This window comes from Allofournierella sp. (genome assembly GCF_048388525.1).
Classification (GTDB): domain Bacteria; phylum Bacillota; class Clostridia; order Oscillospirales; family Ruminococcaceae; genus BQOK01.
The window spans coordinates 1-16,836 of record NZ_DBGCTQ010000122.1 but is presented as its reverse complement, the minus strand read 5'-3'; the positions used below and the strand labels follow the sequence as shown (position 1 = coordinate 16,836).

13 protein-coding genes are annotated in these 16,836 nt (G+C 60.5%); 12 read left to right on the top strand and 1 reads right to left on the bottom strand.

What is annotated here, in order from left to right; translation table 11 throughout:
* Nucleotides 1-337: 337 nt before the first annotated feature.
* Complete coding sequence (locus ACMLHZ_RS15110; RefSeq protein ID WP_418668497.1) at nucleotides 338-625, bottom strand: helix-turn-helix domain-containing protein; 288 nt, start codon at nucleotides 623-625, stop codon at nucleotides 338-340.
* Between the two features lie 448 nt (nucleotides 626-1,073).
* Between ACMLHZ_RS15110 and ACMLHZ_RS15105 the strand changes: the two genes are divergently transcribed.
* The 12 genes from ACMLHZ_RS15105 to ACMLHZ_RS15050 form a co-directional block, all read left to right on the top strand.
* Nucleotides 1,074-2,534, top strand: coding sequence for an extracellular solute-binding protein (locus tag ACMLHZ_RS15105; RefSeq protein ID WP_418668496.1), 1,461 nt, complete (start codon nucleotides 1,074-1,076; stop codon nucleotides 2,532-2,534).
* Nucleotides 2,535-2,569: 35 nt separating this feature from the next.
* Complete coding sequence (locus tag ACMLHZ_RS15100; protein ID WP_418668495.1) at nucleotides 2,570-6,499, top strand: ATP-binding protein; 3,930 nt, start codon at nucleotides 2,570-2,572, stop codon at nucleotides 6,497-6,499.
* Nucleotides 6,500-6,505: 6 nt separating this feature from the next.
* Complete coding sequence (locus ACMLHZ_RS15095) at nucleotides 6,506-7,492, top strand: nucleoid-associated protein (RefSeq protein ID WP_418668494.1); 987 nt, start codon at nucleotides 6,506-6,508, stop codon at nucleotides 7,490-7,492.
* Nucleotides 7,493-7,891: 399 nt separating this feature from the next.
* Nucleotides 7,892-8,218: a hypothetical protein gene (locus ACMLHZ_RS15090; protein WP_418668493.1), complete on the top strand. Its 327-nt coding sequence runs from the start codon at nucleotides 7,892-7,894 to the stop codon at nucleotides 8,216-8,218.
* Nucleotide 8,219: 1 nt separating this feature from the next.
* Entirely contained in the window at nucleotides 8,220-9,281 is a 1,062-nt protein-coding gene (locus ACMLHZ_RS15085; RefSeq protein WP_418668492.1) for a V0D/AC39 family V-type ATPase subunit, read from the top strand.
* A gap of 14 nt (nucleotides 9,282-9,295) precedes the next feature.
* Complete coding sequence (locus ACMLHZ_RS15080; RefSeq protein ID WP_418668491.1) at nucleotides 9,296-10,261, top strand: hypothetical protein; 966 nt, start codon at nucleotides 9,296-9,298, stop codon at nucleotides 10,259-10,261.
* Nucleotides 10,262-10,361: 100 nt separating this feature from the next.
* On the top strand, nucleotides 10,362-12,302 hold the full coding sequence (locus ACMLHZ_RS15075; RefSeq protein WP_418668490.1) for a V-type ATP synthase subunit I: 1,941 nt from the start codon (nucleotides 10,362-10,364) through the stop codon (nucleotides 12,300-12,302).
* Between the two features lie 76 nt (nucleotides 12,303-12,378).
* Nucleotides 12,379-12,828: an ATP synthase subunit C gene (locus ACMLHZ_RS15070; protein WP_418456327.1), complete on the top strand. Its 450-nt coding sequence runs from the start codon at nucleotides 12,379-12,381 to the stop codon at nucleotides 12,826-12,828.
* Between the two features lie 13 nt (nucleotides 12,829-12,841).
* On the top strand, nucleotides 12,842-13,150 hold the full coding sequence (locus tag ACMLHZ_RS15065; RefSeq protein ID WP_177566109.1) for a V-type ATP synthase subunit F: 309 nt from the start codon (nucleotides 12,842-12,844) through the stop codon (nucleotides 13,148-13,150).
* Nucleotides 13,151-13,160: 10 nt separating this feature from the next.
* Nucleotides 13,161-13,745, top strand: coding sequence for a hypothetical protein (locus tag ACMLHZ_RS15060; protein WP_418668489.1), 585 nt, complete (start codon nucleotides 13,161-13,163; stop codon nucleotides 13,743-13,745).
* 22 nt (nucleotides 13,746-13,767) lie between these two features.
* On the top strand, nucleotides 13,768-15,525 hold the full coding sequence (locus tag ACMLHZ_RS15055; protein WP_418668488.1) for a V-type ATP synthase subunit A: 1,758 nt from the start codon (nucleotides 13,768-13,770) through the stop codon (nucleotides 15,523-15,525).
* A gap of 22 nt (nucleotides 15,526-15,547) precedes the next feature.
* On the top strand, nucleotides 15,548-16,836 hold a 1,289-nt coding region (locus ACMLHZ_RS15050), incomplete at its 3' end, for a V-type ATP synthase subunit B (protein WP_418668487.1).

Here is a 16,836-nt window from a genome sequence, read left to right as displayed (position 1 = left end):
GCTATACTGCAACTTGTCTCTCATCAATTGCCGGGGCGGGATATTCAAGCCCTTTCCCAAGCCATCAGGGGGTGCATACCCGATGGTTCGGGAGAGCGCTTGAATGGCATTCAAGAGGTAAGGGGTTCGATCCCCCTCATCTCCACCACGAAAAACGAGTCCTGTTTTTAGAACAGGGCTCGTTTTTTTAATATTCAAAAAAGCTGCTGCACAGGAAGGAGACGGATGATTGCTTTATAACTTTGTGTGGCGTTTCGACGCATAAACCGTACTTCTTAAATTGCGGCAGCTCTCTCGATATAGGGAATAGATCCGTTTCCGGGAAACGCCCAGTTCTTCATATACGTATTTTTGCCGTGCAGGCAAAAGTTCCGCCTGCTCTTTTATGATCAAATGAGTGCTTGCCGCCGTTAGATCCACCAGCTTCAGCTTTCCGGCTGTCAACTGCCGGTTTATACATTGTGATGCCGCAGGCTTTTGTGATGGCTTCCAGCGTGGGGATGGAGGAGGCGTTGCACCTGCGGAACAAGTTTGCAATGGTCGTCTCCGAAAGCCCTGCCCGCTTGGCCAGTTCGTATCTTGACCAGCCCCGTTCGTCCATCACTTGATGGAGCCGCTCTCTTATATCCGCCTGTAATCACCCACTATTTGTATGGCATTATGCTATCATTTATTTGTGGGGCAATGTTAGAAGCAATGAGTATGGAAGGATACTGCTCAAGATTGGAGCATTTACCGAATACCATGATTGTGTACCCCACAGCAATGGTCCGTATATACAATCGTTTATTGACCCCCGCCAATGAGACAAAAAGAGTATATATCATTTCTATAAAAACCATGTCCTATAACAGGACAAAGCAGAAGCCAAAAAGCTGTAAACTCTTTGGCTTTTACTTTTGTGTGTGGACAAGAAAAGATGAGCCCTGTAAAGCTGTTGATGACTTTATTTATGAAAACCACTTTCCAAAAACCGGTGTATCACCTATAATGGGATATATATTTTTACGGCCTGTTTTTCTGGCGGCATTTTGCGCCGGCGGGCGGCAAACGGGGCGGAAAGGAAGAAAACCATGAGGCGGATGGCAGGATATGCGGCAGGTGCGCTGGCGGCGGCGTTGCTTTTGAGCGGCTGTGGCCAGCAGGCCCAGCAGGAGGGGATACGGCTGGATCCCAAGCACCCGGTGAACATTACGGTCTGGCATTATTACAACAGCGTTCAGCAGGTGGCGTTCGACCAGCTTGTGGAGGAGTTCAACACCACCGAGGGCGCGGAGCGGGGCATTTTTGTGGAGGCCCACAGCCAGGGCAACGTGACCGACCTGGAGGGCAAGGTGCTGGACGCCTTCAACAAAGCGGTGGGAAGCGAGGCGCCGCCGGATATTTTTTCTTCGTACGCCGACACCGCGTACGCCATTGAAAAGATGGGGTACCTGGTGGACCTGGAGCAGTATATGACCCGGGAAGAGCTGAGCGGTTACGTGGACTCGTTTGTGGAAGAGGGCCGCATTGGCGAAAACGGTGAGCTGCGCATTTTCCCCACCGCCAAGTCCAGCGAGATCTTTATGCTGAACAAGACCGCCTGGGACGAATTTGCGGCGGCCACCGGCGCCCGGCTGGAACAGCTTGAGACCCGGGAGGGGCTGGCGGCCACCGCCCGGCAGTATTACGAGTGGACCGACAGCCTTACGCCGGACGTTGCGAACGACGGCAAGGCTTTTTATGGGCGCGACGCCATGGCGAATATGTTTATCATCGGCTCGCAGGAGCTGGGCACCGAGCTGCTGCACGTGGAGGGCCAGCAGGTAGAGCTGCAGGTGAGCGAGGATGTGATGCGCCGCCTGTGGGACTTTTACTATGTGCCCTATGTGAACGGCTGGTACAGCGCATACGGGCGTTTCCGGGCCGACGATGTAAAGCTGGGCGAGATCGCGGCATACACTGGGTCCACCGCCTCGGCCCTGTATTTCCCCGACCAGGTGGAAACGGAGGACGGCCCGCAGGATGTGGATTACCTTGTGATGCCGGAGCCCGCCTTTGAGGGCGCAAAGCCCTGCGCGGTGCAGCAGGGGGCGGGCATGGTGGTGACCAAAAGCACCCCCGAGCACGAGTACGCGGCCGTGGAGTTTCTGAAATGGTTCACCCAAAAGAATAATAATGTGGCGTTTGCCTGCACGGCCGGGTATCTGCCTGTAAAAAAGGATGCGCTGGACCGGCAGGTGCTGGACGGCATGATCGCGGAAAACGGCCTGGAAGTGGCCGACAAGATCTATGACTCACTGGTGACCTGTTTTGAGCTGGTAAAAACGCACGAGCTGTATACCAGCAAGGCGTTCGACAACGGCGCGGCGGTGCGCAAGGTGCTGGAATACAACCTGGCCGACAAGGCGGCCGCGGACCGGGAGCTGGTGGAGCAGCGCCTGGCCGAAGGGCAGACCCTGGCCCAGGCCACGGCGGATCTGACCGGCGACGCGGCGTTCGGCGAATGGCTGGCGCAGTTTACGGCGGCGCTTCATGAGGCGGCAGGCAAATAAGCCGGGGGCGCGATCAAAAGCGAGGGGGGAAAGGCGTGGAGCAGGCAAAGCGGAAAAAAGGGCGGCGGATCTTTCGCATGTTTTTGCTGCCCCTGGTACTTATTTTGCTGGCACAGGCGTTTATTTCCTACGGGACGGTGACCTTTTCGGGAACGTTTTCGGCGCTGCGCACCTACTCGGAGGGGCAGTTTGAACAGGCGGTCGAAAACCGCAGGCTGCTGTTGGAAAACACCCTTGCCCAGCAGGAGAACGGCCTGCAGGAGGCGGCGGCACAGCTGGGGGCCGAGCTTGAGGCCTTTTTGCAGGCGCAAAATTTGAATCTGGCGGAGTTTCGGCGGGACCGGGCGATCCAGGAGCATTTTTTGGGCGCGGTGGGCGAAGATGTGGTCCGCCTGATGCGGCAGAACCAGTCCACAGGGGCGTTTTTGGTGCTGGCGAGCCCAGAGCTGGAGACCACCGGGGGCGAGGCAAGCGGGCTCTACCTGCGGGACGGGGACCCTCTCTCGAACCCCGGGGACTATTCGGATATGGAGCTGGTGCGGGGTGCGCCGGAGAACACCCAGAAGCTGCGCATCCCGCTGGCCACCCTGTGGCAGCGCAGTTTCCGGTTTCAGGCGCCCGGAAGCCGCGATGCCGACGACTTCTTTTTTGACCCATATCTGGCGGGGCGGCGGCAGCCCGAGCTTGGGGTGGAAAACCTGGGCAGCTGGAACGGGTGCTTTTGCCTGGAAGGGAACGTGGAGAACGACGCTTACCGCATGATTACCTTCACGGCGCCGCTTTTGGGCGCGGACGGCCAGGTGTACGGCGTTTTGGGCACCGAGCTCTCGGAGACCTACCTTGCCCGCCTGCTGCCCTTCCAGGAGGTGGCCGGGGAACAGCAGGGGGCGTATGCCCTGCTGGAGCGCAGCGCGGACGGGAGCTACCGCACTGTGTTTGTGAACGGGCCGGTGGGGGTGCGGGCGCTCGCCGGCAGAGAACAGGTAAGCTTTGCCGAGGCGCAGCCCGGCGGCCTGATGGAGTTTTTGGAGATCACGGACGCAGGCCGGCCGCTGTATGCGGCGCTCAAGGGCCTGCACCTTTACAACAGCAACACCCCCTTTGCAGAGCGGGGCTGGTATCTGGCGGGGATCGAGAACCACGAGGCGCTGTTCGGCATCAGTGAGCAGCTGCTGCGGATCTTTATTTTGGCCACCATCCTGGCGCTGGCGGTGGGCGCGGCAGGGGTGTATGTGGCGGTGGCCCATGTGACCGGGCCGATCCGCCGCCTGTCGCGCTGCATCCAGGGCAGCGCCGAAAATGAACTGGCGGGGTATGAACCCAGCAATATCCTGGAGGTGGATGAGCTTTACCACACCATCCATGGGCTCACCGAACAGCAAAAGCAGGCCGAGTATGCGCTGCGCCAGGAAAAAGAGCGGTACCGCCTGGCGCTGCAAAACAGCACCGACATCCTGCTTACGCTGGACATGGTGACCGACCAGGTGGAATTTGTGAACCTGCGCGGCCAGGAAAAGGTAAAGCGCCTCCCGCACTTTTTGCAGGATATCCGCGTCAGGGACACGGTATATCCAGACGATCAGCGCGTGCTGGCAGCCCGGCTGCGGGAGGCGCAGGACGAGGTGTGTGTGACTTTCCGCACACGGCTGTTCAGCCCGGACGGTCAGTACCAGTGGTACGAGCTCAACGGCCGGGTGCTGCGGGACGCGGGCGGCGCGGCGCGCATCATCGGCTCGCTGCGCAACGTGCAGCAGGAAAAGACCCGCGAGCTGGAGGAATATGAATCGCTGCACCGGGACCCGGTGACCAGCCTTTACCGGCGCGCCTCGGGCGGCTCGATCGTGCAGGCAAGCGTTGAGAGTGGGATCGGCGGCTGCATGCTGGTGCTGGACATCAAGGGCTTTTTGCAGTTCAATGAGCGGTTCAACATGGCCATGGGCGACGCGGTGCTGGAGGAAGTGGGGCGCCTGCTGCGGGAGCTGATCGGCCAGCCGGGGCGCTGGGGCGCCGCGGAACCGGTGGCGGTGCGCCTGGGCGGCGATGAATTTTTGGTTTGGCTGGAGGGTGCCGACCGGGCCGGGGCCGGGCGCTTTGTGCAGGTGCTGTGCGAGCGGGCGAAACAGCTGTATGCCGGCGCCGGCTACCAGGTGGAATTTGCGATGGGCGCGCACATGGTAAAGGGCAGGGGCGACTACGGGCAGCAGCTGACCATGGCGCAGAAGGCCCTGCGCCGGGCGAAAAGCCAGGAGGCGCAGGAACCCGTGTTTTACGAGGATATCCCCGCGGAAGAACGGAAAAGCCTGCTCCCGGCCGGGATCAGCCAGGTGGCCCGCATCGCCAGGCAGGGGCAGCTCAACCTGGTCTCGCTCGCCTTCAACTTTTTTGACAAGAGCCAGGACGTATCCACGATCATGGCGGTGCTGCTGCCAAAGCTGGGCCGCGGCTGCGGCGCACGCCATATTTTGCTGAGCCAGATCAGCTGGGATTTTTATACCGTGAGCGCCGCCTGCCAGTGGCACGCCGAGCCCGGCGGCGGGCAGGACACCCTGCGCCACTGGGCGCCGGAGGAGTTTCAGCAGCAGGTGGCGGCGCTGCAAAAGCAGCCGCCGGACTGCTGGCGGCTGGAGGAACTGAGCGGCCGGCAGCGCGCTTTCCTGCTGGCGCCCGAGGACGAGGGCCTGGCCCTGCCCATGTATGACAACGGCGTTTACATGGGAGCCGTGGTATTTACCGGCGGGCGGTGGAACGAAGAGCAGCGCGCCGAGCTGCAGGAGATCGTGAAGATTATTGAGGCGAACCTGAACCGGGCCAGATACGACCTGGCGAGCCGTGCGAAAAGCGATTTTCTGAGCCGGATGAGCCACGAGATCCGCACCCCCATGAACGCGATCATAGGCATGACGACCCTGGCGCGCCAGCACACGGAAGACAAAGCGGCGATGGAGGGGTATCTGGGCAAGATCGACCAGTCCTCGCAATACCTGCTGGGACTGATCAACGACGTGCTGGATATGAGCAAGATCGAGAGCGGCAAGATGGAGCTTGCGGCGGTGGATTTCAGCCTGGAACAGCTCCTGCAGGAGATCGGCGATCTGATCGCGCCCCAGATGGAGGAAAAGGGAATTGCTTACCGGACCGAGGTGCGGGTGCAAAGCCCCTGGGTATACGGTGACCAGCTGCGCCTGAAGCAGGTGCTGGTGAACCTGCTGAGCAATGCGCTGAAATTTACCCCCCAGGGCGGCGAGGTGCTGCTGACCGTGCGCCAGCAGGAGCAGAACAAGGTGTTTTTCTCGGTAAAGGACAGCGGCATTGGCGTGAGCCCCGAGGACGCGGGCCGCATTTTCCGCTCGTTTGAACAGGCGGGGCCGGGCATTGCGCGCCAGTACGGCGGCACAGGCCTGGGGCTGGCCATCAGCAGCAGGCTGGTGCGCATGATGGGTGGTGAGATCCGGCTGGAAAGCGAGGTGGGAAAGGGCAGCGATTTTTATTTTGCGGCCACGCTGCCGGCGGGGCGGCCGCGGCCGGCCGGCGAACAGCGGCCCCTGCTGAGCGAGGAGGAGCTGTTCTGCGGCAAGCGGGTCCTTTTGGTGGAGGACAACGCGCTGAACATGGAGATCGCCCAGGAGATATTGGAGATGAAGGGCTTTGTGGTGGAGCAGGCGTGGGACGGCGCCGAGGCGCTGGAGCGGTTCAAGGCCAGCGCGCCCGGCTGGTACGCCCTGGTGCTGATGGACATTCAGATGCCGGTGATGGACGGGTTGGAGGCCACCAAGGAGATCCGGCGCCTGGCAAGGCCGGACGCCGCCGAAGTGCCCATCGTTGCCATGACCGCGAACGCCTTCAGCGAGGATATGCGCAAGTCGGTGGAGAGCGGTATGAACGGGCATTTGGCAAAGCCCATCGAGATGAAAGCGTTCAGCCTGATGCTGCGGCAGGTCCTGAGCAAAAAACAGAAAAGGGAATAGAGCGACATGGAACTGGCAATTTCGAAAGCGATCGTGCACGTATTGGACCCGGCCGGGGGCGCACCGGTATTCTCGGACCGGCTGTTGGAGCTGGAGGGCGAGACAAGGGATTACCTGGCCGCGCACCTGGAAAAGGCGTATTACAACGACGCGGGCAAGACCTGCACCTTTTTGGCGGAGTCCACATTTCCACCGCTGCTGCTGGAGAGCGCGGATTTTGTGCAGGCCTCGAAACAGATCGCGCAGCTGTTTTTTGATGTGATGCGGCAGAACGCCGCCATCCCCGCCGCGGATCTGTTCGTGGTGCTGTGCAGCATCGACGGGCACGAGAGCGTGGCGATGCTGAAAATGAATTACAAGGCGGCGTTCGCACATTTTTATCAGCAGGTGGAGGGGCAGCACTACAACGCGCTGATCAAGCAGCGAACGATCCTGCCGCCGGCCAGCACAAAGCCGGATGAATCGGTGATCGTGGATATGACCGACGGCACGGTGCGGCTGGTGGAAAAAAAGGTCGAACTGGACGGCGGCAAGGATTTTTACATCTCCACCCGCATCCTGCACACCGCCCCGGCGCAGCCCGAGCGGGCAAAGCTGCGGGCGGTGCAGGCCGCAGCGGCCCAGGCGGTAAGGGAAAATTACGACGACAGCAAGAAAACGGAGTGCGAGGTGACGGCCATTCTGTGCGAGGAGGCCGCCGCCGGCGGCGGAAGCCTGCCGGTGGAGCGGGTGCGCCGGCGGATCGAGGAGGAATTCCCCCTGGCGGCGCCGGCCTTTGTGCAGGAGATCGAAAACACGGGCCTTGCGGCGGAGGAGCGGGTGGAGGTGCCGCCCGCGCGGATCCGGCGCATGGAGTTTCAGTCCATCAAGACCGAGAGCGGTATTGAGCTGAAGATCCCCACCAGCCTGCTGGCGGGGGAGAACGACTATGTGGAGTTTATCAACGACCCGGACGGCACGATCTCGCTGCTGGTAAAGGGAATCATGATCTGAACAGGGCTGGATATACGCAGCGCGGGGCATGGAACCCCGCGCTGCGTATATTGTTTATTGCTGCGCAATAAACATCTTATCTGAAAGCCCCTGTGCCGGTTGCCCCGGCAAGGGGCGAGGCGCGGGAATGCAAAAAATGGCAATGCCCAGATGGAGCAAAGCGCGGCCAAAACGGCAGTTTTAAAGGGGGGATGGAGCGGTGCGCGGGGGGCGGGAAAAGTTTCTTGGGATTTATGTGACAAAGTTGCTTGCGGTGCCCCCCTTGCAGGTGTATAATGAATCCAAATTGGCGTTTGGCCGCCGCACCGGGGTCCCGGCGTTTGCCCGGGCTTTGTGTGACATAACAGCCAACCACCAGGCCCTTTTGAGGGCCTGTTTTTTGGGAAGGAGTTGTTTTGCATGAATGGAACCAATGAACTGCTGCGCGCGATCCTGAAAATCGATGAGGAGGAACGCGCGCGCACACAGGCCACCGAGGATTACCGCCAGAAAGCACAGACGGACCGGTCGGCCAGGGCAAAGCAGCTGGAGGAGGAAGCCATGCGCCGCATGCGCGGGGATGTGGACGCTTTTGGCGCCCGGGAAAACGAGCGGGCACAGAAAGAGCTGGCGGGCCAGCAGCAGCGCAAAGAGCAGATCCTGCGCGAGCTGGACCAGCAGCTTGTAAAAAACAAGAGCGCCTGGGTGGAAACCATTACTGCCCGGGTACTTGGCAGGGGGGAGTAACATGGGCAATTCCCAGGCCTCCAATGCCATTTTGGCAAAGGCGCGGGCCATGTATGGGCGGCGGCTTACCGGCCACAACTACCAGGATCTGCTCAACTGCCGTGATCTGCCTGAGCTCATCAGTTACTTAAAAACCCGAACTTCCTACGCGGACGCGCTGCAGGAGGTCAACCCCGTGGCAACCCGCCGCGCCTCGCTGGAAGCGCTGCTGCGGCAGAACCTGTTTGAGCAGTACGCCTCGCTGTGCCGCTACGAGATGAACATCGGCCACGATTTTTACCGCTACTTTATCCTGCGCAGCGAGGTGCAGGCCATTTCCAACCGGCTGCAGGAGCTGCATGCAAGGGACGACGACGCGGCCTACATTTACAACATGCCCGAGTTCATCAAAAAGCACAGCAAGCTCAACCCGGCGGCGGTGGGCGCCGCGCGGGACTTCAAGACCCTGGTCTTCGCGCTGGAGGGAACCCCCTACGAAAAGGTGCTGCGCCCCTTTGCCGAAGACCCGGATTTCAGCCTGGAAAACAACGGCATCCTGGAACTGGAGGCTGCCCTGGACGGCTACGTTTACCAGGAGATGGAGCAGATCGCCTCCACCAAGCTGCAGGGGAAAAGCAGGGAAGACATGCTTTACCTGCTGCGGCGCCAGAGCGACCTGCAGGCCATTGCCGATATTTACCGCCTGAAAAGCATGCTGCACGCGGACCGGTCGTTTATTGAAGGGCGGGTGAGCGTGAAGGTGTCGAACATGACGGCCCGGCAGCTGACCCATCTGATGGAGGCGCACGACGCGAAGGATGTGATCCACCGGTTGGTGGCAACGCCTTATGCAAACGAATTTTACGGCGCTTCGTTCCGCTATATCGAGGAGGGCGTGCAGAAGATCGATTATCGCTGGCACCTGAAGAATCTGCGCTTTTCCACCAACCCGAGCGTGGTGCTGTTCTGTTACATTTTCCTGGCGGAAAACGAGCTCACCAACATCATCCATATCATCGAGGGCGTGCGTTACGACCTCTCGCCGGATGAAATACAGGAAATGCTGGTGGGCGTGGGAGATTAAGGGGGTGCTTTAGAATGTTTTTTGATCCAAAGATGCAGCTGGTGTGGGTGGACGGCCCAGCCGAAAAGCTGGACGCCTTTATCGAGCAGTGCTGTGTGGACGGCAAGCGGGTACACCCTGCCCGCGCGCTGGATCACATGAGCGGCACGACCGGCTTTGTTCAGCCGGCGGAAGAAAACCCCTGGGGGGCACTGGTGGAGCAGATCGACCAGCTTGCCAGCGGTTTTGAGGTCCCGATTGTGGAGCCCACCCTTGCCGACGGGCGGGCGCCCGGCACCAAAGATTACCTGCTGGAATTGCAGCAAAAGCTGGACGCCCTGCGGGCCGACCGGGAGATCCTGCAAAAGCAGCTGGAGCTATGCGAAAAAGGAACCGGTGAATTTTCGCACTTTTTCGGCCTGACCCTGCCGGTGGACGAAGCGGAAAAATGCGAGTACATCAAGCTGCGGTTCGGGCGTTTGCCCAAGCGCGGATATGCGCTTTTGCAAAAGGAATACAGCGACGACCCGTATATCCTGTTTGTGCCCTGCAGCGAGGACGAAGGCAACTTCTGGGGCGTTTATTTTGCCCCGCGCGAGAAGGCGGCCCGGATCGACGGCGTGTTTGCAGAGGCGTTTTTTGAGCGGGTAAAGCTGCCCGGCGCCGCGGGTACGCCCGATGAGGTGGTAAAAAACCTGCAGAGCAACATGGAACTGCTGCGCCAGGAGATCGGCGCGGCGGACGCGGCCCTGCAGAACGCCTGGAACCAGGAAAAATGGCGTGTTGCGGGCATTTATGCCTCGGTGTGCAGCCTTGCGCGGTTGTTTGAGCTGCGCAAATGCGCGGCCATTCGCGGCGGGCACTTTTTCTACTGCGTGTGGCTGGCCCAGCCGGATCTCGGCATGTTCCAGCAGCTCTGCGCCGAAGTGGGGGAGCTGAACACCGCCACGGACCAGGTGCTTTCGCTGCGCAGGTGGAAACAAGAGAACCCGGGGGCATAAGCGCCCGCGGGAACCGCTGCGCTGAAAGGCCTTCGCGCCTTTTGATAAAGTCAGAACTTGGATCCCCCCTGCGGGGCGCCGAAAGGAAGATGAGAGAATCTTGGCCATTGAAAAAATGAAACTGGTCCGGGTGGATGGTGTGCTGGAGCATCTGGACGAGCTGATCGCCAGCTGCTGCCTGAACGGCAATTTTCACCCGGAGCCGGCCATCCAGCACATGTCCGGTTCGCTGGGGTATATCACCCTGAGCGAAGATAACCCCTACTCTGCCGACGCACAGCGCATGGAGGAATTGTTCCAGCTGGTGGGCGAGGAGGTGCCCCCCCTGGCGGCTCAGCACGCCCGGGACGTGCGCCCGGAAGAGCTGGCCCAGATCCGGCGGGTGGGCGAGCGGCTCAGCGAGCTGCAAAAGCAAAAGGCCGAGCTGGCTGGGCAGAAAAAGGAGCTGGAAGAAAAGTGCGCTCAGTTTGAGCACTTCAGCACGCTGGATATGCCCTTTGACGAGATCATTAAGGGCGAATACATCAAGGTGCGGTTCGGCTTTTTGCCCAAGGCGAGCTATGCCCGCATGATGCTGGCTTACGGCGAAAACCCGCACGTGCTGTTTGTGACCTGCTCCGAGGATAAGGGCGGCTACTGGGGCCTGTATTTTACCCCCCGTGAGAGTGCCGACGAGATCGACGGCATTTTTGCCACCCTGTTCTTTGAGCGGCTGCACCTGCCCTATGCCTCGGGTATGCCCAGCGAGATCGTGCGGCAGCTCAAAAGCGAGATCGAATCGACCCAGCAAAAGATCGATCTGGCCGACGGCGAGATCGGCAAGTACTGGGCCGGCGAACGGGATATCTGCCGCGAGGTATACCAGCAGCTCAAATGGCACGAGGCGGCGTTCGATATGCGCCATTACGCGGCTTACCGCGACCACTACTTTTTCTTTGTGGGCTGGGTGCCCGCGGATAAAGAGCCGGAATTTGTGGAGCGGGCCAAAAAGATCCACCACATGCGGGTGACTGTGAGCGACCCGGGGGAGGTGGACACCACCCAGCCTCCCACATTGCTGAAGAATTCGCGCTTTGTAAAGCCTTTTGAATTCTTTGTGGATATGTACGGCCTGCCCAGCTACGGCGAAATGGACATTACCGGCTTTGTGGCCATTACGTTTACGGTGCTGTTCGGCATTATGTTCGGCGATATGGGCCAGGGCCTGGTGCTGGCAGTGGGCGGTTACATCCTGTGGAAGTGGAAAAAAATGGCTCTGGCACGACTGATCGTGCCCTGTGGCATTTCCAGCATGGTGTTCGGCTTCTTGTTCGGCTCGGTGTTCGGGTTTGAAGAAGCGCTGGATCCTGTGTATCACGCGCTGGGCTGGCAGGGGAAACCCATCGGCCTGTGGCCCAACAACCCCCAGAACGTGCTGGAGGCCATCAACCCGGTGCTGATCTGCGCGATCTTTATCGGCGTGGGGCTGGTGCTGGCGGCCATGGCCCTGAACATGGTCGCGGCGATCCGCAAAAAGCACTGGGGAGAAGCCATCTTCTCGAACAACGGCCTGGTGGGCGTGCTGGTATACTGCGGCGGCGTGGCCTTTGTGAGCAACTTCATGGGCGGCCCCTTCTTTATGCCCAATACCGTGGCGTTTGTTTTGATGGGCGGCGGGCTGGTGCTGCTGTTCTTCAAGGAAATCCTGATCGGCCTGGTGGACCACCACCCCAACTGGATGCCCGAAAGCTGGGGCGACTACTGCATGCAGAACGTGTTCGAGCTGCTGGAATATGTGCTGAGCTATTTCAGCAACACGGTTTCGTTTTTGCGGGTGGGCGCGTTTGTGTTTGTGCACGCAGCTATGATGATGGCGATTTTCAGCCTGGCGGGCGATCCGCCCAGCATCATTGTGGTCGTGCTGGGCAACGCGCTGATCATTGCGCTGGAGGGCCTGCTTTCCGGCATTCAGGGTCTGCGTCTGGAATTTTACGAGATGTTCAGCCGCTGTTATGAGGGCGGAGGCCACCCCTTCAAGGGCGTGGATCTGGCCCGCAAGTAAGGTTCACCGGTGGGGCGGCAAGCTTTGCAGGCCCTGCCCTGAATAAAAAATATAATTGTCATTGGAGGAACATATCATGAATCCTTTTCTTTCTGTGCTGCTTGTGCTGCTGCCCATCGCCCTGATCATGGGCTTTGCGTTTTACCTGGCGCGCCAGTCTGCCAACGGAATGCCGGTCAAGCGTACCTTGGCGCTGAACCTGACCGCATTTTTGGTGGTGCTGCTCATTGCCGGCTGCTTTGCGTTTGCCGTTTCCGCCGAGGACCCGGCCACCGTTATGACCGCGGCCGAGAAGGCCGCCAGCAACGAGAGCATGGGCCTGGGCCTGCTGGCGGCGGCCCTGGTGACCGGCCTTGCCGGCATTGGCGGCGGCCTGGCCGTGGCCGCCGGCGCCCCCGCCGCCATTGCGGCGGCCAGCGAGGATCCCAAGAGCTTTGGTAAGAGCCTGATCTTCGTGGCCCTGGGCGAATCCATCGCGCTTTACGGCGTTGTTATTTCCATCCTGATCCTGAACAAATTGGTATAAAGGGGGCGCGCAGATGCGTTTCTTCCTGATCAGCGACAATACGGATACCCAGACCGGGATGCGCCTGGCGGGCATTGAGGGCGTGGTGGCTCACACCGCGGCCGAGGTGGCCGAGGCGCTGAACGCGGCGCTGGACCAGCCGGAGACCGGGATGATCCTGGTGACCGAAAAGATCGCCGATGATTTTACCGAAATCATAAACGAGGCCAAAAAGGACCAGGAAGGCCCGCTGATCCTTGCCATCCCCGACCGGCACGGCTCTGCTCTGGGCCGTGACCGGATCACCCGCTATGTGCGCGAAGCCATCGGCGTGAAGATTTGAGGTGTAATACATGATCGAAGAAAACGAACGGGCGGCAAAATTTATGCAGGCCATTCAGCGCGACGGCGAGCAGCGCCGGGCCGCCATTATGAAGGCCATTGACGCGGAGACCGACGCCGAGCTGGAAAAAGCAAAAGCGGCGGCCGAGGCCAAGGCGCAGCAGATGGGCGACTACGAAAAGATCCGCCTGCAGGAAGATACCAACCGCCGCCTGTCGCACAGCGTAATGGACATTGAGGCGGAGCTGGCGCAAAAGCGCAGCCAGGTCACCGACGAGGTGATCGGCGCCTGCGAGGAAAAGCTTGCCGCGTTTGTGGCCGGCCCGGAATATTCTGCCTATTTGAAGGAGAGCGCCCGTGGGCTGCTGAAAATGCTTCATGCCGAAACCGCCGAGTTTTATGCCCGCCCGCAGGACGTGAAGGCCGCCGAGGCCGCCGTGCCCGCCGGATGCAGCGTGCAGCCGGACAACGGGATCCGCCTGGGTGGCCTGCGGGCCAAAACCGGCGCTGTGGAGGCGGACGATACCCTGGATGTAAAACTGGACGCCCAGAAGGACTGGTTTTTGCAGAATTCCGGTATGTCCATCGCGCTTTAAAACGAAACCGAGGTGAACCGAATTGGCTCAAAATCTCATCTACAGCATCAATGGCCCGGTGGTCACCATAAAGGGCAAAACAGATCTGTCCATGATGGAAATGGTCTATGTGGGCGATAACCGGCTGGTGGGCGAGGTCATTCGCATGAACAGCGAAGCCGCCACCATCCAGGTCTACGAGGAGACCAGCGGGCTGGCCCCGGGCCAGGAGGTATACGCCACCGGCGGCCCCCTGTGCGTGACGCTGGGGCCCGGCATCCTGCGCAATATCTACGACGGCATCCAGCGGCCGCTGCCCGCGTTGCAGAACGAGAGCGGCCCCTTTATTGCCCGCGGCTGCAACATGCCCAGCCTGGACAAGACCGCCAAGTGGGACGTGACCGTGACCGCAAAGGTAGGGGACGCCTTAAAGCCCGGCGATATCTATGCCACCTGCCCTGAAACCCCGGTCATTCTGCACAAATGCATGGTGGCGCCGGACCTTGCGGGCGAGGTGACCTGGACCGCCCCGAACGGGCAGTATACCGTGACCGACACCGTGGCAAAGCTGCGGGACAAAACGGGCAAAGAGCACGAATTGACCCTGTGCCAGACCTGGCCCATCCGGCGGCCCCGGCCGGTGGGGCAGCGCATGCCCGCCCAGCGCCCGCTGATCACCGGCATGCGCGTGGTGGACACCATGTTCCCCATTGCAAAGGGCGGCGCGGCCGCCATTCCCGGGGGCTTTGGCACAGGCAAAACCATGACCCAGCATCAGCTGGCAAAGTGGTGCGACGCCGACATCATTATCTATGTGGGCTGCGGCGAGCGCGGCAACGAGATGACCCAGGCGCTGACCGAGTTCAGTGAGCTGGTGGACCCGAAGACCGGCCGCCCCCTGACCGACCGCACTGTGCTGATCGCAAATACCTCCAACATGCCGGTGGCCGCCCGCGAGGCGTCGATTTATACCGGCATCACCCTGGCCGAGTATTACCGCGACATGGGCTACCACACCGCCATGATGGCCGATTCCACCTCGCGCTGGGCCGAGGCCCTGCGCGAGATCAGCGGCCGCCTGGAGGAAATGCCCGCCGACGAGGGCTACCCGGCCTACCTGCCCAGCCGCCTGGCGGAATTTTACGAGCGGGCGGGCTATGTGCAGACCCAGAACGGCCAGGAGGGCTCGGTCACGGTCATTGGCGCCGTGAGCCCCCCGGGCGCCGATTTTTCGGAGCCGGTTACCCAGAATACCAAGCGGTTCACCCGCTGTTTCTGGGCGCTGGACAAGGCACTGGCCTATGCCCGGCACTACCCGGCCATCAACTGGAATACCAGCTACAGCGAGTATCTGACCGACCTTTCGCCTTGGTATTACGACAATGTGGGGCCGGACTTTATGAGCTGCCGTGAGCAGATCGCCTCGATCCTTTTGCAGGAAACCAGCCTGATGGAGATCGTGAAGCTGATCGGCTCGGACGTGCTGCCCGACGACCAGAAGCTCATCATCGAGGTTGCCCGGGTCATTCGGGTGGGCTTTTTGCAGCAGAACTTCTTCCATGACCAGGATACCTATGTGAGCCTGGAAAAACAGCTCAAGATGATGCGGGTGATCCTGCATCTGTACGAAAAGAGCCAGGCGCTGGTGGCACGGCAGATCCCCATCAGCAAGCTTATGCGCCTGGGCCTGTTCGACAAGCTGGTGAAGATGAAATACGATATCCCCAACGACCAGCTTGAAAAGTTCGAAGAGTATGAGGCCGAGATCGACCAAAAGACCAGCGAGCTGCTGCGGAATTGACAGGGGAAAGGAGAAAGCATCTATGATCCTGGAACATGTTGGTTTAAGCCAGATCAACGGCTCGCTGGTGGTGCTGGACGGAGTGAAGGACGCCACCTTTGATGAGATGGTGGTGCTGAAACTGAACGACGGCACCCAACGCGTGGGCCGCATTGTAATGATCGAGGGCGAGAAGTGCGTGATCCAAGTGTTCGAGGGGACCACCGGGTTCTCGCTGAACAATACCCGCACCTCGCTCACCGGCCACCCCATGATGGTGGACCTGAGCCCCGAGATCCTGGGCCGCACGCTGGACGGCCTGGGCCGCCCCATCGACGGGCTGGGGGAAATTTATCCCCAGTACCGGCGGGACGTGAACGGCTCGCCCATCAACCCGGTGAGCCGGGTGTACCCCCGGAACTACATCCGCACCGGCATTTCGGCCATCGACGCGCTGGCCACCCTGATCCGCGGCCAGAAGCTGCCGATCTTTTCCGGCTCCGGCATGAAGCACAACGAGCTTGCCGTGCAGATCGTGAAGCAGGCGGATGTGTCGGACGGGGAGGAGTTTGCCATTGTGTTCGCCGCCATGGGCGTGAAGAACGATGTGGCCGATTACTTTAAAAAGAGCTTTGAGGCCGCAAACGTGATGGATCGGGTGGTCATGCTGCTCAATTTGGCGAACGACCCCATTGTGGAGCGCATCATCACCCCGCGGGCGGCGCTGACCATTGCCGAATACCTGGCATTTGACCTGGGCAAGAACATTCTGGTCATTTTGACCGATATGACCAGTTATTGCGAAGCGCTGCGGGAGTTCTCTTCATCCAAGGGCGAGATCCCCGGGCGCAAGGGCTACCCCGGCTACCTGTATTCGGACCTGGCCTCGCTGTACGAGCGGGCGGGCATCATTGAAGGGCGCAAGGGGTCTGTGACCCAGATCCCCATTCTCACCATGCCCGGCGACGACATCACCCACCCCATCCCGGATCTGACCGGGTACATCACTGAGGGGCAGATTGTGCTGGACCGCGGCATGGACGCCATTGGCGTTTACCCGCCCATCAGCGTGCTGCCCAGCCTTTCCCGCCTGATGAAGGACGGCATTGGCGCAGGCTACACCCGCGAGGACCACAACCCCCTGGCAAACCAGCTTTTTGCCACCTATGCCCGCGTGCAGGACGCCAAGGCCCTGGCCAGCGTAATCGGCGAGGAAGAGCTTTCGCCCAGCGACAAGCGGGTGATGGAGTTTGGCCGCGCCTTTGAACAGCAGTTTGTGGGGCAGGGCAGCACCAACCGCACCATTGAAGAAACGCTGGATCTTGGGTGGGA